We start from the raw sequence: 22,352 nt of genomic DNA on the forward strand, positions 1-22,352 counted from the left end.
CGGCCATCGTGAGAAATCGTTCCGGGGTCGCTTCGCGCCCCGGAACGACGATCACCTGATCAGTAGCGATAATGGTCCGACTTGAACGGGCCTTCCTGCTTGACGCCGATATAAGCCGCCTGGTCGGGGCGCAGCTCGGTGAGCTTGACGCCGATCTTGGCGAGATGCAGCCGCGCCACCTTCTCGTCGAGCGTCTTCGGCAGCACGTAGACCTTCTTCTCGTACTTGCCCTGGTTGCAGAACAATTCGATCTGCGCCAGCGTCTGGTTGGTGAAGGAGGCCGACATCACGAAGGACGGATGGCCCATGGCGTTGCCGAGGTTTACGAGGCGGCCTTCGGACAACAGGATCATGCGCTTGCCGTCGGGGAAGGTGATCTCGTCGACCTGCGGCTTGATGTTGGTCCACTTCAGGTTCTTCAGCGAGGCGACCTGGATCTCGTTGTCGAAATGGCCGATGTTGCAGACGACGGCGCGATCCTTCATCGCGCGCATATGCTCGATGGTGATGATGTCCTTGTTGCCGGTCGCGGTGACGAAGATGTCGGCGCGCGGCGCGGCGTCTTCCATCGTCACGACCTCATAGCCTTCCATCGCCGCCTGCAGCGCGCAGATCGGATCGACCTCAGAGACCAGCACGCGGCAACCGGCCTGGCGCAGCGAAGCGGCCGAACCCTTGCCGACGTCGCCGAAGCCCGCGACCATCGCGACCTTACCCGACATCATGACGTCGGTGCCGCGGCGGATGCCGTCGACCAGCGATTCGCGGCAGCCATAGAGATTGTCGAACTTCGACTTGGTGACGCTGTCGTTGACGTTGATCGCCGGGAACAAGAGCGTGCCGGCCTTCTCCATTTCATAGAGGCGATGCACGCCCGTGGTGGTCTCCTCGGAGACGCCCTTGATGTTCTTGGCGATCTCGGCGAACCAGCCCTTCGGCTTTTCCTTCAGGAGCCGCTTGATCAGCGCGTAGAAGATCTCTTCTTCTTCTGAGCCCGGCTTGTCGAGGAAGGCGGTGTCGCCCTTCTCGGCGCGCAGGCCGGCATGCACCAGCATGGTGGCGTCGCCGCCGTCATCGAGGATCATGTTGGGCGTGCCGCCGCCGTGCCAGTCGAACAGCTTGGCGGTGTAGTCCCAATATTCGGTGAGCGTTTCGCCCTTGACCGCGAACACCGGAATGCCGCGTGCGGCGATCGCTGCCGCGGCGTGATCCTGCGTCGAATAGATGTTGCAGGAAACCCAGCGGATGTCGGCGCCGAGCGCTGCCAGCGTCTCGATCAGCACCGCAGTCTGGATGGTCATGTGCAGCGAGCCCGCGATGCGCGCGCCCTTGAGCGGCTGCTTCGGGCCGTATTCTTCCCGCGTCGCCATCAGACCGGGCATTTCGGTCTCGGCGAGCGAAATCTCCTTGCGGCCGAATTCGGCGAGCGAAATGTCCTTGACGATGTAGTCGGTGAAGGCGGTCATGTGGGTTCCCTATATTCTTCCGAGCGGCTCTTGCTGCGCGACCGGACTGCAATCCGTTCTCGTCATGCCCGGCCTTGTGCCGGGCATCCGCGTCTTGGCTGCAACAGAAGAAAGACGTGGATGGCCGGGACAAGCCCGGCCATGACGGCTTAGGTGTGTTGCAGCGGTCTTCTCAAACGACAAAGTCACAACTGCGCTTCCTGCAACCCTCCCCACCGGGGAAGGGTCGCAGCGCGAAGACTTACACCGCGCGCTTGAACGGCTCGACGAGGTCGGTCTTCTCCCAGGAGAAGCCGCCCTCATTGTCGGGCGTGCGGCCGAAATGGCCGTAGGACGAGGTGCGCGCGTAGATCGGACGGTTGAGATCGAGATGGCTGCGAATGCCGCGCGGCGTCAGATCCATCACCTGCGCAGCCGCCTTCTCGAGCTGATCCTCGGAGACCTTACCGGTGCCGTGGGTGTCGATATAGATCGACAGCGGCCGCGCCACGCCGATCGCGTAAGCGAGCTGCAGGGTGCAGCGTTCGGCAAGCCCGGCGGCGACGATGTTCTTGGCGAGATAGCGCGCGGCATAGGCCGCGGAGCGGTCGACCTTGGTCGGGTCCTTGCCGGAGAAGGCGCCGCCACCATGCGGGGCCGCACCGCCATAGGTGTCGACGATGATCTTGCGGCCGGTGAGGCCGGTGTCGCCGTCGGGACCGCCGATGAAGAACTTGCCGGTCGGGTTGATGTGCCAGATCGTGTCCTTCGTGATCCAGTCCTTCGGCAGCGCCTCGCGAACGTAAGGTTCGACGCGCTCACGCACCTGCGCCGAGGTCATGTCCTCGACCAGATGCTGGTGCGACACCACGATCTCGCGCACGCCGACGGGCTTGCCGTTCTCGTAGCGCACCGTGACCTGGCTCTTGGAGTCCGGCCCCAACACCTTCTCAACTCCGGAGTGACGCGCTTCGGAGATCAGGCGCAGGATCTTGTGGGCGTAGAAGATCGGCGCCGGCATCAGATCCGGCGTCTCGTTGCAGGCATAGCCGAACATGATGCCCTGGTCGCCGGCGCCCTCTTCCTTGGCTGCGCCCGGCTGCAGCGCGTCGACGCCCTGCGCGATGTCGGCCGACTGCGGATGCAGGAGGATCTCGATATCGCAGGTGGCGTGATGGAAACCTTCCTGCTCGTAGCCGATGTCCTTGATCGCCGCGCGCACCACGCCCTCGATCTGCTCGTTGGTGACGGACGCAGGCCCGCGCGTTTCACCCGCGATCACGACCTTGTTGGTGGTGGCGAGCGTCTCGCAGGCGGCGCGGATCTGCCACGGATCGATGCCGGCCTTCGGCCCCTCGCGGTAGAACAGGTCCACGATCTCGTCGGAAATCCGGTCGCAGACCTTGTCCGGATGGCCCTCGGAAACCGACTCCGAGGTGAACAGATATGACGCGCGCATCAAGCAACCCCTTCTTCGCCGCCCACGGCGGTCATTGATATTGATCCCGAACCGTCAGTCGCGACGCCGCGAGATGACGTAGGACTCGTCGTAGAACCACAACCCGTTATGCTTCCGCAGCACCTCCCTGGCGGCATCGAGCGCACGCGCGCTATTGGCGATCTCCGTCAGGCGGTCTTCCTCGATCTGGGCGACATACACCGCCGCGTTCCAGGCTGCAAAGGCCGTCGAGGTTCCGATGGCGCCGGTGACCTCGTTGGGCAGAGCTTCCATCTCATACCTGAAAATCGAGCGATTGTCCGCATAGGCATTAAAATTTAAGTCTCGCCCACTGGACCCCAGCTCGTATTTGACCGCCCGCAGCAGTTCATGGCGGCTGACCGAGAAAGGATTTTCTCCGGGCCACACCGCCTGGATGATTTCCAGGCCCGGATCCTGGCCATGGGAGTGGATTCCGATCAGCCGGCCGCCCGGTTTCAAGGCACGCGCCAAGGGGGCGATGATCCTTTTGGCGCGGAAGTTCACCGAGGACCGGGCGCGATAAGGCTGCGAGGCGATGACGAGGTCGAAATTGGCCTCGACCCGGCCGGCGCGCGGGACGATGGCATCGAGCAGGAAGCGATGGTCCTCGCGATAGAGCACCAGCGCCACCGGGCGCTCATAGATCGGCATGCCGGTGCGCGGCGACACCGAGGCGCGCCAATTCTGCTCTAGAAACGGCTTCAGCGCCGCGATCTGGGCTTCGAATTCGCCTGACGAATCGCCCTGCAGCACGACTTCATGCCAGATCATGCTGGCTGCCATCGCCGGCGACTTCGGGGTCAGCCACGGCGCCTCGGCGTAGTTCATGTTGGTGAACACGAACACGCTGGCGGGATGCTCGTACAACCGGTCCGGCACCTTCTCCAGCGTCAGCCGGACATCCTCCAGGCTGAGCTCCTTGCCGGCGACATAGAATGGAATGTGCGGAAAGCGGCCATGCATGGTCCGCAGCACCTTGGACAGCACGGTGCCGTCGCCGACGCCGGCGTCGAACACCCGCAAAGCCGGCGGCCGCGGGTGGATGCTGGCAAGCTCGAGCCCGACCCGCTCGGCCACCACCCGCTTCTCGCTGCAGGTATGGACGAACAGCAGGTATTTCTGCCGGTTCTCGAAGAAGCGGAAATTGCTACGCGGATCGCGCTTCTCGGCCACGACCTCGAGCCGCGGTGGCGGCAAAGTGCCGGTCGAGGCTGCAATATAGGCCTGGATGCGATCCAGCGTGTCGATGGTGATGCGCTTGCCCTCGCGCAGGCGATGCACCAGCTTGCCATCGTTCACCGCGCGCCGGCCGAACGTCGATTCCGCCATGTCGGACTGGCGGCAGAACTCCGAAATCTGGGCGAGCAGCTGGTCGTTCTTCATCGGCCGGAGGCGTGGGATTGGAGAGTGGGCAACGCCCGATCAAGTCTGCGTCCTAGCACCTTCTGCCCACCGAGGGAATGGCTGATTCCGACCCATCCAGTCCTGCAGACAGCCCCCTTAGGGAGACACTAGGGCGCGGCTTGGGCCGCCCTCCAAACAAAAGCGGGACCGGAGAAATTCCGGTCCCGCTCGGGTCTCAGATGCGGTCGGGTGATCAACGCGGGTTTACCCGCCGATCACTTCCCTGCCGATCACTTGCCCCAGATTTCCTCGGCAAGCTCGACGCAGAGGCGCAGCTTCGCCCACTGCTCTTCCTCGGAGAGGATATTGCCTTCCTCGGTCGAGGCGAAGCCGCATTGCGGCGACAGCGCGAGCTGCTCGAGCGGCACGAACTTGGCCGCCTCTTCCATGCGGCGCTTGATGTCGTCCTTTTTCTCGAGCTCGCCGACCTTCGACGTGACGAGACCGACCACGACCACCTTGTTGCCCTTGGGCAGGAAGCGCAGCGGCTCGAAGCCGCCGGCGCGCTCGCTGTCGTATTCCAGGAAGTAGCCGTCGTAATTGGTGTTGGCGAGCATGGTCTCGGCCACCGGCTCGTAGCCGCCGGAGGAGATCCAGGTCGAGCGGAAATTGCCGCGGCAGACATGGGTCGTGATCACCATGTCGGCGGGCCGCTCGGCGATCGCGTAGTTGATGATGCGCGAATAGATCTGCTGCAGGCCGTCCGGATTGTCGCCGCGCTCGCGGGCCTTCTTCAGCTCGTCCTGCGAGCACAGATAGGCCCATACCGTGTCGTCGAACTGCAGATAGCGGCAGCCGGCGTCGTAGAACGCCTTCACCGCCTTGCGATAGGTCTTGCCGAGATCCTCGTAGAACGCGTCGAGATCGGGATAGACATCCTTGGAGATCGACTTGCGGCCGCCGCGGAAATGCAGCACCGCCGGGGAAGGAATCGTCATCTTCGCCGTCACATGCGCAGTGTCGGCGTGCTTCTTCAGGAAGCGGAAGTGGTCGAGCATCGGATGATCGGCCGGGAAGTCGAGCTTGCCGATCACACGCACCGCGTCGTGCCGGGTCTGGACGCCCGTGAACTGGATGCCGGCATCGGGGTGGAACAGCTCGCAACCCGTCAGCTTGGCGAGGAAGTCGAAATGCCACCAGGAGCGGCGGAATTCACCGTCGGTCGCCAGCTTCAGGCCGGTCGAGGCCTGGCGGTGCACGACCTTTTCGATCTCCATGTCCTCGATCTTGCGCAGCTCGTCGGCGGTGATTTCGCCCTTCTCGAGCTTGGCGCGGGCGTCCTTGATCTTCTGCGGGCGCAAGAGGCTGCCGACCTCGTCGGCGCGGAATGGGGGCTTTGTGCGTTGCATTTGCTCACTCCTTGGAAAGGTCGACGCATTGATATGATTATTGGATCGGCCGACTGATCTGTCTTTGATCCATGTTGACGTTGCGTCCCCAGGTCCGGCCGCCGGCCATCCCCGGGCTGCGCCATCACCTACCGCGTATCCGTTCGGTATACAATTCCGTTGAGAGAGAATGGCCAAGCGGCTCCGGCATACCGAAGGCCCCATTGGGCGCGGTGGGTGATTCCGCCAATTCTGCTGCAGGTTCGACCATTGCGACGCTCCCTGCCTGACCCAGCGACCGGTGAGAGAGCCCTCACCTAGCCCGCGACAATGATCGCCTGAATACCGAATGCGGCAAGTTGCGTCGACACCGGCGCAATCAATGCACGGCGGCGCCGGCCACGCCGAGATGCCGCTCCAGCGGCGCCGGGTCGGCCTTCAGCGCGCTCGATGGCGCATCATGCACGATCATGCCGCGCTCCAATATCACGACGCGGTCGGCGAGCCCCAGAATCTTCTGCGCATGCTGCTCGACGATGATCGAGCACAGTCCGCCGGCGCGGCTGATGGTGCCGATGGCGGCCAACAGCTCCTCGACGATGATCGGCGCCAGCCCTTCGGTCGGCTCGTCCAGCAGCAGCACTTTCGGATTGAGCGTCAGTGCGCGCCCGATCGCCAGCATCTGCTGCTCGCCGCCGGAGAGCTGGTTGCCGTAATTGCTGCGCCGTTCCTTGAGCCGCGGGAACATCCCGTAGACCCTCTCGACCGTCCAAGGTCCCGGCTGCGCCACGGCGGTCATGTTCTCCTCCACCGTCAACGAGTGGAAGATATTGCGCTCCTGCGGCACCCAGCCGATGCCGCCGCGGGCGCGCTGGTCGGCGCGCAGACTAGTGATGTCTCGGCCGGCGAGCGCGATTCGGCCCGAAAAGCGCCGGGTAACGCCGACGATGGAATTGATCAGCGTGGTCTTGCCGGTGCCGTTGCGCCCGAGCAGCGCGAGCACCTGGCCTTCCGGCAGCTTCAGCGACATGTTCGGCAGCACCACGGCCTGGCCGTAGCCGGCGCGCAGATTCTCGATGGCAAGCAGATCACTCATTCACGCGGCCTCGCCGAGATAGACCGCCTTCACCTGCGGATCGCGCGCGACCTCATCCGGCGGGCCCTCGACCAGCAACGCGCCCGAGACCAGCACTGAGATGCGGTCGGCAAAGGAGAACACCAGGTCCATGTCGTGTTCGATCAAAAGTACGGTGACGTCGCGCGGCAGCGCCGCGACCGCGGCCAGGATGTCCTTGCGTTCGCCCTCGGGCACGCCGGCGGCGGGCTCGTCGAGCAGCAAGACGCGCGGCTTGGCCGCGATCGCGACCGCGATCTCGAGCAACCGCTGCTTGCCGTAAGGCAGGGTCGAAGTCTTGTCGTTCATGACGTCGAGCAGGCGAAAACGCCCCAGGGTCTCGGCGATCTCGGCCGTGACGTCGTCGCGCGTTCCCATCCGCCGCCACCAGTCGCCGCCGCGGCCGAGCCGTTCGGACACCGCAAGCCCGATCGTCTCGAGCGGCGTCAGGTCGGGATAGAGCTGATTGATCTGGAATGTCCGGGACAGACCGCGCAGCACGCGCTTGTGCACCGGCAGGTCGGTGATATCGGCGCCCTCCAGCAGGATGCGCCCCGAGGTCGGCTGCAACACGCCGGTGAGCTGGTTGATGACAGTGGTCTTGCCGGCGCCGTTCGGCCCGATCAACGCATGGCGGGCGCCGGTTGCGATTCGGAGCGACAGATCGCGGGTGACCCGCAAGCCTCCGAAATTCTTCTCCAGATTCCTGGTTTCCAGCGCGATGGTCATGGCGCCTCGTTGTCGGACAGAGCGACCACGGCCTTACGGCCAGCGAGCTGCTTGAGCACCAGATTCGGCACATATAGCGCGGCAGCATGAATGCGCTGGCGTCCGACCAGCACGATCACCACCAGCACGAGCCCGATCCAGAACATCCAATATTGCGGCGTGATGGTCTGGAACACCTCCTGCAGGATCCTGAACACGACCGCGCCGATCAACCCGCCATAGAGATAGCCGGCGCCGCCGATCACCAGCACCAGCATCAGATCCGCCGACTTCTCGAATGCGAACACGTCGAGCGAAGCGATCGCAGTGGTTTGGGTAAACAGGGCACCTGCAACGCCGGCATAGAACGCCGCGACCGTGTAGATCGCGATCAGCCGGCGATTGACGGGAATGCCGACCGCCGCAGCCCGCAACGGATTGTTCTTGATCGCGCGCAGCGACAGGCCGAACGGCGAATGTACGATCCGCCGCGCGAGCAGAAACAGCACGAACAGCACGGCCAGCGCATAGAAGAAGCCGGTCCTGCCGAACATGTCGAACTCGAACAGGCCGAGCAGCGGCTTGATGTCGATGCCCTGCAGACCATCGGTGCCGCCGGTGACGTTGGAGAAGCGCTCGGCCAGCGCCTCCAGGAGCAGCGCGATGCCGAGCGTGACCATCAGCCGGGTCAGGTCGGCGCCGCGGATCACCAGGAAGCTGGTGACGAATCCCAGCAGCATCGTGACGAGCCCCGCGACGATCAATGCGAGCAGTGGCTCATCGATCAGGCCGTGGGCCGACAAGAGGCCGGCGCAGTAGGCGCCGACGCCGAAGAACGCCGCGTGTCCAAGCGAGACGATGCCGGCATAGCCGAGGATCAAGTCGAGCGAGAGCGCGAACAGCGCGAGCCGTACGACCTCGGTCATGATCAGGTAGCGCGACGGAAAGGCCAAGGCGCAGGCCAGCACGACGACCCAGAACGCAACTTCGCTCCAGTGCCAGCGGCCATGCTGGCGCGCGTGATAGGCGACATCGGTCTGTGCGGTCATTTCAAATCACCGCGCAGCGGTGCGGCCGAACAATCCGTTCGGGCGCCAGATCAGAATCACGATCATCATGGTGTAGATGACGAAGGGGCCCATCTTGGGCACGTAATATTTGCCGGCAACGTCGCCGATGCCGAGCAGCAGCGAGGCCAGGAACGGGCCTGTGATCGAGGAGGAGCCGCCGACGGTGACCACGATCAAGAAGTAGATCATGAATTTCAGCGGGAAATACGGATCGAGCCCGAGAACCTCGGCGCTGAGGGCGCCGCCCAGGCCAGCGAGCCCGCAGCCGAAAGCGAAGGTGAAAGCGAACACCTGCGGCACGTTGATGCCGAGCCCGCTTGCGGCGCGCGGGTCATCGACCGCGGCGCGCAGGCGGCTGCCGAAGCGGGTCTTGGCCAGAACGAGTTGCAGGAGCACCGTGAGCAGACCGCAGATCAGGACGATCATCAGCCGGTAGCGGCCGATGCCGACGCCGAACACGTCGAACTGGCCTTCCAGCACCTCCGGCAGTTTGATGAAGATGCGGGACGACCCCATGATGTAGTCGACCGCGGCGACCGACATGAACACGAGCCCGATCGAGAACAGTACCTGGTCGAGATGGCTGCGCGTATAGAGATGGCGATAGAGCGTGCGCTCCAGTGCCGCGCCGATCACCGCACTCGCGACGAATGCCAGCGGCAGCGCGGCGAAGAACGGCCAGCCGGTCTGGTTGACCAACACCGCGCAGACATAGCCGCCGGCCATCGCAAAGGCGCCGTGGGCCAGATTGACGAAGTTCATCAGGCCGAGCGTCACGGCGAGGCCGCAGGCCAGCACGAACAGCAGCATGCCGTAGGCGACGCCATCGAACAGATTGGTGAGAACAGCGGTCATGGCGTCTAAATTCGGTCCCCGGTCTCACCCCTTCCTCTGAAGGGCGCGCATACCATGCTTGCTCGGTCCAGCCTCCCCCGCCTGCGGGGAAGGTCGCATCGTATCGAAGATTCGATGCGGGTGGGGGAAGTCTCTCCACCCGGGCAGCGTGCCGTGTGGCGCCCCCACCCCAGCCCTCCCCCGCAAGCGGGGGAGGGAGCGCACCGTCCGTGCGCCCCGGGATGACGCCCTTCGGCGTCACTTCTTCGCTTTACCCGGATCCTTGACCGCGTTGAAGGTCTCGAACTCGACGTTATAGAGCTGGCCGTTCACCTTCTCGACCTTGCGGACATAGACGTTCTGGATGATGTCACGCGTCTCCGGATCGATCGAGATCGGGCCGCGCGGGCTCTCCCAGGCCATGCCCTTCATCGCCGCGAGCAGCGAATCGCCGTCGGTCTTGCCGCCGTCCTTCTTCAAGGCCTCGTAGATCAGGTGGATGCCGTCGTAGCCGCCGACCGCCATGAAGCCCGGACGGCTGCCAAACGCCTTTTCATAGGCCGCGACGAACTCCTTGTTCTTCTCCGAGGGATGCGCCGCCGAATAGATGTGCGCGGTGACGGCACCGAGCACGGCATCGCCCATGTCCTTGAGCAGGTCGTCGTCGGTGACGTCGCCCGGTCCGATCACCTTGATGCCGCTCTTGTCGAGCCCACGCTCGGCATATTGCTTCATGAAGTTGCCGCCCTGTCCGGCCGGCACGAACACGAAGATCGCGTCGGGCTTGGCATCCTTCATGCGCTGCAGAAACGGTGCGAAGTCCGGATTGGCGAGCGGCACCTTGACTTCCTCGACGATCTGGCCGCCGCCGGCAGTGAAGTGCTCCTTGAACGAGGCCAGCGCGTCATTGCCCGGCGCGTAGTCCGAGGTCAGGGTCGCGACCTTCTTGATGCCGTTCTTCGCCGCCCAATCGCCGATGATGGTAGAGGACTGCGGCAGGGTGAAGCTGGTGCGCACGATATACGGCGACTTCTCGGTGATAACGGAGGTGCCGGCCGCCATCACCACTTCCGGGATCTTGCCCTGAGTAGCCAAGGGCGCCGCCGCAAAAGCCGCAGGTGTCACGCCGAAACCGGCGATCACATTGACCTTGTCGTTGACGATCAATTCCTGCGCCAGCCGCTTGGTGTTGTCGGGCAGCGCGGCGTCATCCTTGAGGATGATCTGGATCTTCTTGCCGGCGACCGTATCGCCGTTCTGCTGCATGTAGAGCTTGATCGCATTGTCGATCTGCTTGCCGGTCGACGCCTGGCCGCCGGTCATCGGCACGATCAGCCCAATCTTGAAGACGTCCTCGGCCCGCGCGGCGCCGCAGGCGACCGCCGTCCCGACCAAGGCCGCACTCGCCATCGCCAGTAATTTGCCTCTCACAAACATACCCAATTCCTCCCTGGGTCGTTCAGGACCCAACGGTCCCCGGCCATTCTTGTCTGCTCACCTTGACACCACGCACGATGTCGGGCGCATCGCTGCGGAATAGCCGCGACATTGTCAATGGCGACAATAGGGGAAGCCTGCGACCAAGTGGGGCACAGCGCCGAGGCCTTGCCAAATAGTGGTAAATCGTTACCAAACTCACGAAGCGGCGAATTGACCGATCAAGGCGGAGCCTCCAGGGTTCGGCGCGCAACCCGCCACGCGAAGGATTCTCGACTGCATGCCGGCCCGTCTTCAGTTCGTTGCCAAGCTGTTCGCATCCGCACTGCTCGCGGCGAGCGTCGCCGGCTGCGCCTCCGTCAACGAGAAGGTCTCGGCCGGCATGGGCGATTACATTCCGCAATGGGCCGGCGGCCTGCCGCGCGATGCCCCACCGCGCCCGGGAACCCCGGAATACGATCAATTCATCAAGGAGCGCGAGCGGCGCCGGCAGACTCCGGCCGCCGAACGAGACAAGGAGACGCAGTCAAACCCCAACGCGCAGACCGCAACACCCGCGCGGTAACACAACCCGTACTGCACTTCCCTCCAGAATGCTCTCATTATTGGCTTCAATGGGAACACCCGTTCGCCTTCGCGCCTTGACTTCGCCCGGCTCGGAAGCCACGCAAGGTCCTGTGGAAAGACACATCGAGCAACAACAGAGAAGCCTGGTCATCGGCGGCAGCGGCCTTGTCGGCAATTATTTGCTCGACCAGTTGATCGCGCGCGGCGAGCGTCCGTTGACGCTCATGCGCTCTGCCCCCGCCAGATCCGATGTCGGTTACCTGCCCTATGATCTGGAACGGCCGGCACAGGCCGAACCGCCGCCATTCGACACGCTCTATTGCACCGCGCGCGCGACATTGCTGGCTCCGGCACTGCCCCATTTCATACGTCCCGGCCTGCAACGGCTGGTCGTGCTGAGTTCGACCAGTATCTTCACCAAAGCGGACAGCGAAGAGCAGAGCGAGCGCGACGGCTGGCGCTCACTCATGGAAGCCGAGCGCCAGATCGCCGCGACCTGCACGCAGAGCGGGATCGGTTGGACCATCCTGCGCCCGACGCTGATCTACAGCGAAGGCCGGGACAAGAATATCACGCCGTTGTCGAGGCTTATCCGGCGATTCGGCGTAATGCCGCTGGTCGGTGGCGGGAGGGGCCTGCGCCAGCCGGTCCATGCCGAGGACCTTGCAAGCGGTATGATTGCAGCTGCGGCGGCGCCCGCCGCAACCGACAAGATCTACGCGGTGCCCGGCGGCGAAACCCTGACCTACCGGGAAATGATCGGCCGCATCTTCGATGGGCTCGGAGTGCCCCGGCGCACCCCGTCCGTCCCCGCCCCGCTCTGGCGCACGATGTTCCCGCTGCTCAAGCCGCTCTTTCCCGGCGCGAATGTCGCGATGGGCCTGCGCATGATGCAGGACATGGCGTTCGACGCCACGCCGGCGATCAGGGATTTCGGCTGGAGCGCACGCGACTTCCGCCCACTGTTCGATTAATCCACGAACACCACGGTCTTGCGGCCGTTCAGGATGACACGATCGTCGAGATGATAGCGGATGGCGCGCGCCAGCACGCGCCGCTCGATGTCGCGGCCCTTGCGGACCAGATCATCCGGCGTGTCGCGATGGCTGATGCGCTCGACGTCCTGATCGATGATCGGACCTTCGTCGAGATCGCGCGTGACGTAATGGGCGGTGGCGCCGATCAGCTTCACCCCGCGCTCATAGGCCTGGTGATAAGGCTTTGCGCCCTTGAAGCCCGGCAAGAAGGAATGATGGATGTTGATGCAGCGGCCTGAGAGGCTCGCCGACATCTCATCGGAGAGAATCTGCATGTAGCGCGCCAGCACCACGAGGTCCGTCTTGGTCTCCTCGACCAGCTTGAGGATCGCCTGCTCCTGCTCGCGCTTGGTCTCCCTGGTGACCGGCATGTGGTGGAAAGGGATATCGCCGAAGTCGATACCGGCGTAGGTCTCACGGGGGTGGTTGGAGACGATTGCGGTCGGGACCATCGGAAGATCACCGGTGCGCCAGCGATAAAGGATATCGACCAGGCAGTGGTCGAATTTCGACACCAGAAGCATCACCCGCCGCTTTGCGGCGCGATCGCGCAGCTGCCAGTCCATGTTGAACCGCTCGGCGATCGCGGCAAAGCCGGTCTGCAGCGCCGGCAGGTTGACGGCGAGATCGGCGGCGGTGAACACCACGCGCATGAAGAAATGACCGGTCTCGAGATCACCGAACTGCTGGGCGTCGAGGATGTTCTGGCCGTTATGGGCGAGGAAGGTGGAGACGGCCGAGACGATGCCCGGGCGATCCGGGCAAGACAGGGTCAGGACATATTGATGGTCGGGCATGGCGACGGGGTGACCAGGATGACGTGAGGGATCAGGCAAGGGCGGCACCCTCGCTTTCGCGCCCTGCTCTATCACCGACCCTGCCCTTGCGCCAACGCCCCAACAGGGGTCAAGATGAACAAACCGTGCTGCATTTTGTTCGAGCTCCATCATGGCTGACAGGCTCACCGGCTACCGCATCCTGATCCTCGAAACCCGCGAGGAGGCGCAGTTCTCCCGGCTGCTCGCCGAACAGGGCGCCGAGGTGCTGCAATGTCCGATGTTCACGATCCATGACGCGCCGGATCCGGCGCCGATCGAAGCCTGGATCCACCGCTTCATCGCCAAGCCCTGCGACGATCTGGTGCTGATGACCGGCGAAGGACTGCGCCGGCTGATGACTGTGGTGCGGCGGCTCCAGGTCGAGCCGGCCTTCGTTGCCGCGCTTGGCGGCGCCCGCAAATTCACTCGCGGCCCCAAACCTGGCCGCGCCTTGCGCGAGCTCGGGCTCGAGCCGCAGGTCACGACCGAGAAGCCGACCTCCGAAGGCGTCGCAGAGCTGCTGTCAGGCTACGACTTGAAGGGCCATCGTGTCGGCCTGCAGCTTTATCCCGACAAGGACCACAGCGCGCTGATCGGCGCCATTACGGCGCGCGGCGCCGAGGTCGATGCCGTGCTGCCTTATGTTTACGACGCCAAAGCGGCGGATGCCAATATTCTCACCGCCGTGGAGGAGATGGCCGCGGGACGGATCGACGCGATCGCACTGACCAGTTCCGGCCAGCCGCGCCGGCTGTTCGATGTCGCCAAGGCGCATGGCGTCGAAGACCGCTTGCGCGAGGGACTGAAGCGGACGCCCGTCGCATCGGTCGGCCCTGTCGTCACCGAGGAGCTCCTGGCGCATGGCGTCAGCCCGACGATCACACCGGCCGGCGAGGCCTACTTCATGAAGCCGCTGATCTCGGCCATGGCGGCGGCGCTAGGCGCGAAGCCGCCGCGCAACGCGACCTCGACATAACTGCCGTCATTGCGAATAAAAGCAATCCAGACCGCCAGCGAAGACCGGACTGCTTCCACGCCGACGCGCCTCGCAATGACGTTGCCCTACTCCGCCGCCCGTCGCGTCTCCCGCAAATAGGCCTGATACGCGCGCCTGATCCCGTCCTCCAGCGCGGTCGACGCGCGCCAGCCAAGGCTTGTCAGCCGCGAGACATCGAGCAGCTTGCGCGGCGTGCCGTCCGGCCGCGACGGATCGAACGCAATGGCCCCGGTATAGCCGACCGCTGCCGCTACGACGCGGGCGAAGTCGGCGATGCTGATGTCCTCGCCGGTGCCGATATTGACCAGCTGTGGATCGGAATAGGTCTTCATCAGATGGACGCAGGCGTCAGCCATGTCATCGACATAAAGGAATTCGCGCCGCGGCGTGCCGGTACCCCAGACCACCACTTGCGGCGCGCCCGCCACTTTGGCTTCGTGAAAGCGCCGGATCAGCGCCGCCACCACGTGGCTGTATTCGGGATGATAATTGTCACCGGGACCGTAGAGATTGGTCGGCATCACGTTGATGAAGTCGCAAGCGTACTGGCTGCGATAGGCCTCGACCATCTTGATGCCGGCGATCTTGGCGATCGCGTAAGGCTCGTTGGTCGGCTCCAGCGGTCCGGTCAGCATCGCATCCTCGCGCAGCGGCTGGGCCGCGAGCTTCGGATAGATGCAGGAGGAGCCGAGAAACATCAGCTTCTCGACGCCGTTGAGATGCGCGGCGTGGATCACGTTGGCGGCGATCGCGAGATTGTCATAGATGAACTCGGCACGCAGCGTGTTGTTGGCGACGATGCCGCCGACCTTGGCGGCGGCCAGAAACACCACCTGCGGCTTCATCCTGGCGAACCAGGCGAACACGGCGGCCTGGTCGCGCAGATCCAGCTCACTGCGGCCGGCCGTGATCAGTTCAACATCCTCGCGCGAAAGCCGCCTGGCCAGCGCACTGCCGACCATGCCGCGATGGCCGGCGACGAACACCGTCTTGCCGGTGAGCTCAAATGGTATTGCTGCCATAGCTCATGCTGCCAAGGGCCACCTCTCGCCGGGCGGCTGCCAGATCGCTCGCCACCATTTCCCTGACCAAGTCGGTGAAGCTCATCTTCGGCTTCCAGCCGAGCTTGTCGCGCGCCTTGCTACAGTCACCGATCAGCAAATCGACCTCGGTCGGACGGAAATAAGTCGGATCGATCCGCACTACCGTCTTGCCGGATTTACGATCGATCCCGATCTCCTCGACGCCCTCGCCGCGCCAATCGATGCAGCGATCCACCTCGGCGAAGGCGAGCTCGACCAACTCGCGCACTGAATGCGCCTCGCCGGTGGCCAGCACGAAATCGTCGGGCGCATCAGCCTGCAGGATCCGATGCATGCCCTCGACATAGTCGCGGGCATGGCCCCAATCGCGCTTGGCCTCGAGATTGCCGAGATAAATGCTCTCTTCGAGCCCGACCTCGATGCGGGCGACGCCGCGGGTGATCTTGCGCGTCACGAAAGTCTCGCCGCGGATCGGGCTCTCATGGTTGAACAGGATGCCGTTGGAGGCGAACATGCCATAGGCCTCGCGGTAGTTCACCGTGATCCAATAGCCGTAGAGCTTCGCACAACCGTAAGGCGAGCGCGGATAGAATGGCGTGGTCTCCCGCTGCGGGACCTCCTGCACGAGCCCGTAAAGCTCCGAGGTCGAGGCCTGGTAGAACCGCGTCTCCTTCTCCATGCCAAGGATGCGGATCGCCTCCAGCAGCCGGAGCACGCCGAGGCCATCGGCATTGGCGGTGTATTCCGGGCTTTCGAAGCTGACGCCGACATGGCTTTGCGCCGCGAGATTGTAGATCTCGGTCGGACGGATCTGCTGCACCAAGCGGATCAGATTGCTCGAATCCGTCATGTCGCCGTAATGCAGCAGGAATGGCACATTGTCTTCGTGCGGGTCCTGGTAGAGGTGATCGACCCGGGCCGTGTTGAAAGATGACGACCGCCGCTTGATACCGTGAACGGTATAGCCGAGGCCGAGGAGATATTCGGCGAGATAGGCGCCGTCCTGCCCGGTCACCCCGGTGATCAGCGCAACACGTCCCTTGCACTCAATCGCCATGCCCTCTCCAACCGCTTGTGCCGGCACCTCCGCCGGTCGCTCTTGGGACCGCCCCTTAGCATCCGGAGCCCGCCAAGCGTAACCTCGAACTTATCAGTATCAGCGCTTTAGGTATCGGAATAGAGGCTGATTGTTACTCACCGTAACCGCGCAGCCGGTTCAGATCCAGGATCGTGACGCCGCCATATTCAAGCCGCAACAGGCCTTCCCGCTCCAGCATTTTCAGGCATTGGTTGGCATTCTGCCGGGATAGGCCGGAGAGCGCGCCGACCTCCTCCTGCGTGATCTCCAGATGCCGGGTCGTGTTGGGGTAAAGGATCGGGTTGAACAGCGAGGCGATGCTGCGCGCCAGCCGCGCCGTGGCATCCAGCGTGCGGCCATATTCGACGAGGCCGATGAACTGGCCAAGCCGCTCGTTGAGCTGGGTGACCAGGAACCGGTTGAAGCCGACACTGTTCTCGAACAGGCGCATGAAAGTGCCGCGGTCCATCAGCGCAAGCCGGGTGTCGCGCAGGGCCACCACGTCGTAACGGCGCGGCTCATTCTTGAGCATGCTGCCCTCACCGAACCAAGCCCCCGCGGTCATGCCCGTGAAAGTCGTCGCCTTGCCGCCGCGGGACACGATGCTCATCCGCGCGAGCCCGGAGACGATGCCGGTCCAATAATCGAAATGGTCGCCGCGCAGGAAGATGTGTTCGTTGGCCGCGAACGAGCGCTCGACGATGCCGCCGCAAGCGGCCTCGATCTCCTCTGGCTTCAGATATCGCGACCACGGCGCGATGCGCTCAAGATAGTCCTGACCAATCAAACCTTCATCTCGTCAATTCGGAGCCTGTTTGACCATCTTGCTGCAACGCAGCAGGGCTGCGGCGATTTTCACCAGGCAATTGTCGGGCGCAAGACATTTCCCAGCCGCGCTTTCCTCTATTCACGACCGTGTGCGTCGTTGATGCGGATCAGCGCGCGGCCGATCCTTCGTCGGATAGCGTTCGACCGGCGGCCGGGCTAGGATCACCGGCAACGCGAGAAGAGCACAAGGACCCAAGAGCGCGGCAAGCGCCGGGGAGCCTCGGGAGGAAAGATTGGACTATACGTTGGAAGCGCGCGCGGTGTCGCTGCGGTTCGGCGGCGTACGGGCGCTGACCGATGTCAGCTTCGGCGTGCGCGAGGGCGAGCTGTTCTCCATCATCGGCCCGAACGGCGCCGGCAAGACCTCGATCGTCAATTGCATCTCCGGCCGCTACAGACCGACCGAGGGCCGGCTGTTCCATCGCGGCCGCGACATCACCTCGCTGCCGCCAAATGCGCGGGCGACGCTCGGCATCGGCCGCACCTTCCAGAACCTAGCTTTATTCCACCACATGAGCGTGCTCGACAACATCATGGTGGGCCGTCATCACCTCTTGAAGAACAACTTCCTCACGGGATCGCTGTACTGGCTGACCGGCGCGCGGCGCGAGGAGCTCAAGCACCGCGAGAAGGTCGAGGAGATCATCGACTTCCTCGACCTGCAATCGGTTCGCAAAGCCACCGCCGGCACCCTCTCCTACGGCCTGCGCAAGCGCGTCGAACTCGCCCGCGCCATGGCGCTGGAGCCGCATCTGATCCTCCTCGACGAGCCGATGGCCGGCATGAACTTCGAGGAGAAGGAGGACATGGCGCGCTACATCGTCGACCTCAACGAGGAATACGGCATGACGGTCGTCATGATCGAGCACGACATGGGCGTCGTCATGGACATCTCCCATCGCGTCATGGTGCTCGATTTCGGCCGCAAGATCGCCGACGGCGATCCGGCCGCGGTGCTCGCCGATCCCCATGTCAAACGCGCCTATCTCGGCGAAGAGGACGAGCTCCTGGTCGATCCCGACGACGTCGCCGAAGTCGCGGAGAACGCGGCATGATGGATTATGCTGCCAGGGTCGCACAGGCCGACACCTATCCCAAACTGCTGCGGCTCAATGCGCGCGAGCACGGCAAGGCGGTCGCGCTGCGCGAGAAGGATCTCGGGCTGTGGCGCGTCTTCACCTGGGCGGACTACCAGAGGCGCGTGCGCGACTTCGCGCTCGGCATGGTCGAGCTCGGGCTCGGCAAGGACGACGTGATCGGCATCATCGGCGACAACCGGCCGGACTGGGTCGCGGCCGAGATCGCCACTCACGCGATCCGGGGCTTGAGCCTCGGACTGTATCGCGACGTGCTGGACGAGGAAGCTGCCTATCTCCTCAACTATGGCGAAGCGCGGCTGGTGTTTGCCGAGGACGAGGAGCAGGTCGACAAGCTGTTGAACCTCGCCGACCGCGCGCCGAAGCTGAAGCATATCGTCTATTCCGATCCGCGCGGGATGCGGAAATACGACGATCCCAGGCTGATGCCGGCCGCCAAGCTTGCCGAGCTTGGCCGTAGCAGGGCAGCGCGTGACCCCGATCTCTACGACCGCCTGGTGGATGCGACCGATGGCGAGGATTGCGCGATCCTCTGCACGACGTCGGGCACCACCTCGCACCCCAAGCTTGCGATGCTCGCGGCTGGCCGTGTGCTGCGGCATTGCGCGACCTATCTCAGCTTCGATCCCAAGGGGCCGGACGACGAATATGTCTCGGTGCTGCCGCTGCCCTGGATCATGGAGCAGGTCTATGTGCTCGGCAAAGGACTGCTCTGTCGGATGAAGGTCAACTTCGTCGAAGAGCCCGAGACGATGATGAACGATTTCCGCGAGATCGCGCCCACCTTCGTGCTGTTCGCACCGCGGGTCTGGGAGCAGATCGCGGCCGACGTCCGCGCCGGCGTGATGGACGCGACGCCCCTCAAGCAGCGGCTGTATCATCTCGGCATGTCGACGGGACTCGCGGCGCTTGAAAAGGGCCAGCATTCGCGCTTTGCCGATCTCGTGCTATTCCGGAGCTTGCGCGACCGGCTCGGCTTCACGCGGCTGCGCTCGGCGGCAACCGGCGGTGCCGCGCTCGGCCCTGACACCTTCAAGTTCTTTCGCGCCATGGGCGTGCCGCTGCGCACGCTCTATGGCCAGACCGAGCTGCTTGGCGCCTACACGCTGCATCCGGACGACAAGGTCGATCCCGACACCACCGGCGTGCCGATGGCGGCGGACATCGAGATCAAAATCAATGCGCCCGACAGCCAGGGCATCGGCGAGATCGTGGTGCGCCATCCCAACATGTTCCTGGGGTACTACAAGAGCCCGGACGCCTCGGCTGCGGATATCAAGGACGGCTGGATGCATTCCGGCGACGCCGGCTATTTCAATGCCGCCGGGCAGCTCGTCGTGATCGACCGCATCAAGGATCTCGCGGAAACCTCGCGCGGCGAGCGCTTCTCGCCGCAATATATCGAGAACAAGCTGAAATTCTCGCCCTATATCGCCGAAGCCGTCGTGCTCGGCGCGGGCCGCGACCAGCTCGCGGCGATGATCTGCATCCGCTATTCGATCATCTCGAAATGGGCGGAGAAGAACCGCATCGCCTTCACCACCTACTCCGATCTCGCCTCGCGCAACGAAGTCTATGCGCTGCTGCAGAAGGAAGTGGAAACGGTCAATACGACGCTGCCGCCGGCGCAGCGCATCGCGCGCTTCCTCTTGCTCTACAAGGAGCTCGATGCCGATGACGGCGAGTTGACCCGCACCCGCAAGGTGCGCCGCAGCGTCATCAACGAGAAATACGCCGGGATCATCGACGCAATCTATCGCGGCGAACCGCGAATTCCGGTCGATACCGTGATCCGCTTCCAGGACGGCACCACCCAGCGCATCCGCACCACGTTGCGGGTAGTCGACATGTCGGGCTACGGAACAATCGCGGAGGCCGCGGAGTGAGATTGCATCAACAAAGCAAGGTGCGCTTTGCTGCGCCCTCCCCCCTTGTGGGAGAGGGCAGCTCCGCTGCCTACCCCAAGCTTGGTCGGGTGAGGGGTCTCCATCCTCTTGCTCGCCAGCCGAGAGAACCCCTCACCCGGCTGCGCTCCGCGCAGCCACCCTCTCCCACAAGGGGAGAGGGCTGCAGCGCGCCCGCACGATCATGAACACTTCCTTCCTCATCCAGCTTCTCGTCAACGGCCTCGTGGTCGGCACGCTCTACGGCGTGGTCGCGATGTCCTTCGTGCTGATCTACAAGGCGACGCAGGTCGTCAATTTCGCGCAGGGCGAATTACTGCTGGTCGGCGCCTGGGTGTGCTGGGCACTGCTGACCAAATTCCAGGTGCCGTTCTGGGTCGGTATGCCGCTGACGCTCGTCTTCATGTTCGTGTTCGGCATCGCGATCCAGGTCGTCATCCTCCGGCCGATGATCGGCGAGCCGATCATTTCCGTCATCATGGTCACGATCGGGCTTTCCACCGTATTCCAGGCCGCGCTGAAATGGATGTTCGGCGTCAACCCGCAGCCGTTCCCGCCGGTGTTCGCGAGCACGGCGATCGACATTTTCGGCCTGCAGATCCAGACCGTCTATGTGATGAGCCTTGTCGTGTCGCTCCTGATGATGCTCGGCATGGCCTGGTTCTTCCGTGCCTCCAAATACGGCCTCGCCATGCGCGCCACCGCCTTCAACCAGCAGGTCGCACAATCGCTCGGCATCTCCGTGAAGAACGTGTTCGCGATGGCCTGGGCGATCTCGGCCACCGTCTCCGCGGTCGCCGGCGTCGTCGTCGCGGTCGTCAACGGCGTCTCGTCGGGGCTGTCCGCCTATGGCATCAAGGTGTTTCCCGCGGCGATCCTCGGCGGGCTCGATTCGATCGGCGGCGCCGTGCTCGGCGGCATCATCATCGGGCTTCTGGAAAACGTCGCCCAATATGTCGACAGCCAGTATCTGCACTGGGGCAATCTGTACGAGATTGCGCCGTTCTACGTGCTGATCATCATCCTGATGATCAAGCCCTACGGCCTGTTCGGCACCCATGACATCGAGCGGATCTGACTCATGGTAGTTCGTTCAACGATCCCCGCCGGTGACTACCGCACCTCCTACGCGGCGGACACCACCATTTTTCCCACCCGGACCAGCCGCAATTTCGCGATTGCGGGCGTGGCGCTGCTGTGTTTCGCGCCGCAATTGTTCTCCGAATACTGGCTCTCGATCTCGATCCAGATCGGGATTTTCGCGATCGCGGCGCTCGGCCTCAACATCCTGGTCGGCTTCACCGGGCAGATCTCGATCGGGCACGCCGCCTTCTTCCTGCTCGGCGCCTTCACCTCGGCCTATATCAACAACACCTATGCGATCCCGGTGTTCTTCGCGATTCCGCTCGCCGGTGTCGTCACCGCGTTGGTCGGGCTGATCTTCGGCATTCCGGCGGCACGGCTGAAAGGTCTTTATCTCGTCATCGCCACGCTTGCCGCCCAATACATCCTGCTCGACTTCTTCTCCCGCGCCGAGTGGTTCTCCGGCGGCTCGGTGCCCGCCTCGGCCAACCCGTTCTCGATGTTCGGCTACACGCTGCGCGGCGACCGGCAATATTTCTATGTCGTGCTCGCCTATCTCCTGGCCAGCTACATCCTGGTCACCAATCTGATGCGCACGCGCGACGGCCGCGCGCTGGTCGCGATCCGCGACCACTATCTCTCCGCCGAGATCATGGGCATCAACCTCACCAAATACCGCACGCTGTCGTTCGGTCTTGCGGCCTTCTTTGCTGGCATCGCCGGGGCGCTTTACGCCCATTACCAGCTCGTGATCTCGCAGGAGGGCTTCGGCATCGAGCGCTCGATCCTGTTTCTCGCCATGATCATCATCGGCGGGGCCGGCTCGATCATGGGCACCCTGATGGGCACCGCCTTCGTGGTGCTGTTGCCGGAATCGATGGAGTGGATCAGCCTGCTGCTGAAGGGCAGCGCCATCGATCATGCGCTGGCGCTGAACAACAACATCACTTTCCTGCGCGAGATCGCGATCGGCCTCATCATCATCGGCTTTCTGATGTTCGAGCCGGACGGGCTCGCGCATCGCTGGCGGCAGATCAAGGCCTATTGGAAGCTCTACCCGTTCTCACACTAACAAGGGAC

20 protein-coding genes are annotated in these 22,352 nt (G+C 63.8%); 7 read left to right on the plus strand and 13 right to left on the minus strand.

Annotated elements, in window-relative coordinates; translation table 11 throughout:
- Positions 1-59: 59 nt before the first annotated feature.
- The 9 genes from ahcY to QXZ85_RS13105 form a co-directional block, all read right to left on the minus strand.
- Positions 60-1,466, minus strand: coding sequence for an adenosylhomocysteinase (gene ahcY / locus QXZ85_RS13065; protein WP_315727725.1), 1,407 nt, complete (start codon positions 1,464-1,466; stop codon positions 60-62).
- A gap of 241 nt (positions 1,467-1,707) precedes the next feature.
- Positions 1,708-2,904: a methionine adenosyltransferase gene (gene metK, locus QXZ85_RS13070; protein ID WP_315704457.1), complete on the minus strand. Its 1,197-nt coding sequence runs from the start codon at positions 2,902-2,904 to the stop codon at positions 1,708-1,710.
- Between the two features lie 54 nt (positions 2,905-2,958).
- Complete coding sequence (locus QXZ85_RS13075) at positions 2,959-4,308, minus strand: hypothetical protein (RefSeq protein ID WP_315704458.1); 1,350 nt, start codon at positions 4,306-4,308, stop codon at positions 2,959-2,961.
- 251 nt (positions 4,309-4,559) lie between these two features.
- The gene (locus QXZ85_RS13080; RefSeq protein ID WP_315704459.1) at positions 4,560-5,678 is read right to left on the minus strand and encodes a cobalamin-independent methionine synthase II family protein; all 1,119 of its coding nucleotides are present in this window, start codon (positions 5,676-5,678) and stop codon (positions 4,560-4,562) included.
- 358 nt (positions 5,679-6,036) lie between these two features.
- Entirely contained in the window at positions 6,037-6,753 is a 717-nt protein-coding gene (locus tag QXZ85_RS13085) for an ABC transporter ATP-binding protein (protein WP_315704460.1), read from the minus strand.
- The gene (locus QXZ85_RS13090) at positions 6,754-7,500 is read right to left on the minus strand and encodes an ABC transporter ATP-binding protein (protein WP_315704461.1); all 747 of its coding nucleotides are present in this window, start codon (positions 7,498-7,500) and stop codon (positions 6,754-6,756) included.
- Positions 7,497-8,528, minus strand: a complete 1,032-nt coding sequence (locus tag QXZ85_RS13095; RefSeq protein WP_315704462.1) for a branched-chain amino acid ABC transporter permease — start codon at positions 8,526-8,528, stop codon at positions 7,497-7,499. The genes QXZ85_RS13090 and QXZ85_RS13095 overlap by 4 nt, the downstream gene beginning before the upstream one ends.
- A gap of 6 nt (positions 8,529-8,534) precedes the next feature.
- Positions 8,535-9,404 (minus strand): branched-chain amino acid ABC transporter permease, encoded by an 870-nt coding sequence (locus tag QXZ85_RS13100; protein ID WP_315729601.1) that lies wholly within the window; start codon positions 9,402-9,404, stop codon positions 8,535-8,537.
- A gap of 237 nt (positions 9,405-9,641) precedes the next feature.
- Complete coding sequence (locus tag QXZ85_RS13105; protein WP_315704464.1) at positions 9,642-10,820, minus strand: ABC transporter substrate-binding protein; 1,179 nt, start codon at positions 10,818-10,820, stop codon at positions 9,642-9,644.
- A 280-nt stretch (positions 10,821-11,100) separates the two neighbouring features.
- On the opposite strand from QXZ85_RS13105, the gene QXZ85_RS13110 reads away from it, so the two are divergent.
- Complete coding sequence (locus QXZ85_RS13110) at positions 11,101-11,385, plus strand: hypothetical protein (RefSeq protein ID WP_315704465.1); 285 nt, start codon at positions 11,101-11,103, stop codon at positions 11,383-11,385.
- A gap of 193 nt (positions 11,386-11,578) precedes the next feature.
- Positions 11,579-12,361: an NAD-dependent epimerase/dehydratase family protein gene (locus QXZ85_RS13115; RefSeq protein ID WP_315768543.1), complete on the plus strand. Its 783-nt coding sequence runs from the start codon at positions 11,579-11,581 to the stop codon at positions 12,359-12,361.
- On the opposite strand, the gene purU is transcribed toward QXZ85_RS13115, so the two are convergent.
- On the minus strand, positions 12,358-13,221 hold the full coding sequence (gene purU / locus QXZ85_RS13120; protein WP_315704467.1) for a formyltetrahydrofolate deformylase: 864 nt from the start codon (positions 13,219-13,221) through the stop codon (positions 12,358-12,360). The two genes, QXZ85_RS13115 and purU, sit on opposite strands and share 4 nt — an antisense overlap.
- 151 nt (positions 13,222-13,372) lie before the next feature.
- Here purU and QXZ85_RS13125 point away from each other — a divergent pair, with 151 nt between their 5' ends.
- Positions 13,373-14,218: a uroporphyrinogen-III synthase gene (locus QXZ85_RS13125; protein WP_315747648.1), complete on the plus strand. Its 846-nt coding sequence runs from the start codon at positions 13,373-13,375 to the stop codon at positions 14,216-14,218.
- 86 nt (positions 14,219-14,304) lie between these two features.
- Here QXZ85_RS13125 and QXZ85_RS13130 read toward each other — a convergent pair whose 3' ends face one another.
- The 3 genes from QXZ85_RS13130 to QXZ85_RS13140 all read right to left on the minus strand — a co-directional run bounded on the left by QXZ85_RS13130 (position 14,305) and on the right by QXZ85_RS13140 (position 17,147).
- Positions 14,305-15,261, minus strand: coding sequence for a GDP-L-fucose synthase (locus QXZ85_RS13130; RefSeq protein ID WP_315747647.1), 957 nt, complete (start codon positions 15,259-15,261; stop codon positions 14,305-14,307).
- The gene (gene gmd / locus QXZ85_RS13135; protein WP_315729605.1) at positions 15,242-16,339 is read right to left on the minus strand and encodes a GDP-mannose 4,6-dehydratase; all 1,098 of its coding nucleotides are present in this window, start codon (positions 16,337-16,339) and stop codon (positions 15,242-15,244) included. Before gmd ends, QXZ85_RS13130 begins: the two co-directional genes overlap by 20 nt.
- Before the next feature lie 133 nt (positions 16,340-16,472).
- On the minus strand, positions 16,473-17,147 hold the full coding sequence (locus QXZ85_RS13140; protein ID WP_315704471.1) for a Crp/Fnr family transcriptional regulator: 675 nt from the start codon (positions 17,145-17,147) through the stop codon (positions 16,473-16,475).
- Between the two features lie 274 nt (positions 17,148-17,421).
- On the opposite strand from QXZ85_RS13140, the gene QXZ85_RS13145 reads away from it, so the two are divergent.
- The 4 genes from QXZ85_RS13145 to QXZ85_RS13160 all read left to right on the plus strand — a co-directional run bounded on the left by QXZ85_RS13145 (position 17,422) and on the right by QXZ85_RS13160 (position 22,344).
- Complete coding sequence (locus QXZ85_RS13145) at positions 17,422-18,243, plus strand: ABC transporter ATP-binding protein (protein ID WP_315729606.1); 822 nt, start codon at positions 17,422-17,424, stop codon at positions 18,241-18,243.
- Positions 18,240-20,171 (plus strand): long-chain fatty acid--CoA ligase, encoded by a 1,932-nt coding sequence (locus tag QXZ85_RS13150; RefSeq protein ID WP_315729607.1) that lies wholly within the window; start codon positions 18,240-18,242, stop codon positions 20,169-20,171. Before QXZ85_RS13145 ends, QXZ85_RS13150 begins: the two co-directional genes overlap by 4 nt.
- A 202-nt stretch (positions 20,172-20,373) precedes the next feature.
- The gene (locus QXZ85_RS13155; protein WP_315704474.1) at positions 20,374-21,267 is read left to right on the plus strand and encodes a branched-chain amino acid ABC transporter permease; all 894 of its coding nucleotides are present in this window, start codon (positions 20,374-20,376) and stop codon (positions 21,265-21,267) included.
- Between the two features lie 3 nt (positions 21,268-21,270).
- Positions 21,271-22,344, plus strand: a complete 1,074-nt coding sequence (locus tag QXZ85_RS13160; protein ID WP_315704475.1) for a branched-chain amino acid ABC transporter permease — start codon at positions 21,271-21,273, stop codon at positions 22,342-22,344.
- Positions 22,345-22,352: the final 8 nt, after the last annotated feature.

The organism is Bradyrhizobium sp. SZCCHNGR1005 (assembly GCF_032489995.1).
In the GTDB taxonomy this organism is placed as follows: Bacteria; Pseudomonadota; Alphaproteobacteria; order Rhizobiales; family Xanthobacteraceae; genus Bradyrhizobium.

What these genes read in the sequence shown, in the direction of transcription:
- QXZ85_RS13150 (WP_315729607.1), top strand. Translation starts at nt 18,240, where the DNA reads ATGATGGATTATGCTGCCAGGGTCGCACAGGCCGACACCTATCCCAAA.
- metK (WP_315704457.1), bottom strand. Translation starts at nt 2,904, where the DNA reads ATGCGCGCGTCATATCTGTTCACCTCGGAGTCGGTTTCCGAGGGCCAT.
- QXZ85_RS13155 (WP_315704474.1), top strand. Translation starts at nt 20,374, where the DNA reads ATGAACACTTCCTTCCTCATCCAGCTTCTCGTCAACGGCCTCGTGGTC.
- QXZ85_RS13130 (WP_315747647.1), bottom strand. Translation starts at nt 15,261, where the DNA reads ATGGCAGCAATACCATTTGAGCTCACCGGCAAGACGGTGTTCGTCGCC.
- QXZ85_RS13095 (WP_315704462.1), bottom strand. Translation starts at nt 8,528, where the DNA reads ATGACCGCACAGACCGATGTCGCCTATCACGCGCGCCAGCATGGCCGC.
- purU (WP_315704467.1), bottom strand. Translation starts at nt 13,221, where the DNA reads ATGCCCGACCATCAATATGTCCTGACCCTGTCTTGCCCGGATCGCCCG.
- QXZ85_RS13080 (WP_315704459.1), bottom strand. Translation starts at nt 5,678, where the DNA reads ATGCAACGCACAAAGCCCCCATTCCGCGCCGACGAGGTCGGCAGCCTC.
- QXZ85_RS13160 (WP_315704475.1), top strand. Translation starts at nt 21,271, where the DNA reads ATGGTAGTTCGTTCAACGATCCCCGCCGGTGACTACCGCACCTCCTAC.
- QXZ85_RS13100 (WP_315729601.1), bottom strand. Translation starts at nt 9,404, where the DNA reads ATGACCGCTGTTCTCACCAATCTGTTCGATGGCGTCGCCTACGGCATG.
- gmd (WP_315729605.1), bottom strand. Translation starts at nt 16,339, where the DNA reads ATGGCGATTGAGTGCAAGGGACGTGTTGCGCTGATCACCGGGGTGACC.
- QXZ85_RS13125 (WP_315747648.1), top strand. Translation starts at nt 13,373, where the DNA reads ATGGCTGACAGGCTCACCGGCTACCGCATCCTGATCCTCGAAACCCGC.
- ahcY (WP_315727725.1), bottom strand. Translation starts at nt 1,466, where the DNA reads ATGACCGCCTTCACCGACTACATCGTCAAGGACATTTCGCTCGCCGAA.
- QXZ85_RS13085 (WP_315704460.1), bottom strand. Translation starts at nt 6,753, where the DNA reads ATGAGTGATCTGCTTGCCATCGAGAATCTGCGCGCCGGCTACGGCCAG.
- QXZ85_RS13110 (WP_315704465.1), top strand. Translation starts at nt 11,101, where the DNA reads ATGCCGGCCCGTCTTCAGTTCGTTGCCAAGCTGTTCGCATCCGCACTG.
- QXZ85_RS13090 (WP_315704461.1), bottom strand. Translation starts at nt 7,500, where the DNA reads ATGACCATCGCGCTGGAAACCAGGAATCTGGAGAAGAATTTCGGAGGC.
- QXZ85_RS13105 (WP_315704464.1), bottom strand. Translation starts at nt 10,820, where the DNA reads ATGTTTGTGAGAGGCAAATTACTGGCGATGGCGAGTGCGGCCTTGGTC.
- QXZ85_RS13075 (WP_315704458.1), bottom strand. Translation starts at nt 4,308, where the DNA reads ATGAAGAACGACCAGCTGCTCGCCCAGATTTCGGAGTTCTGCCGCCAG.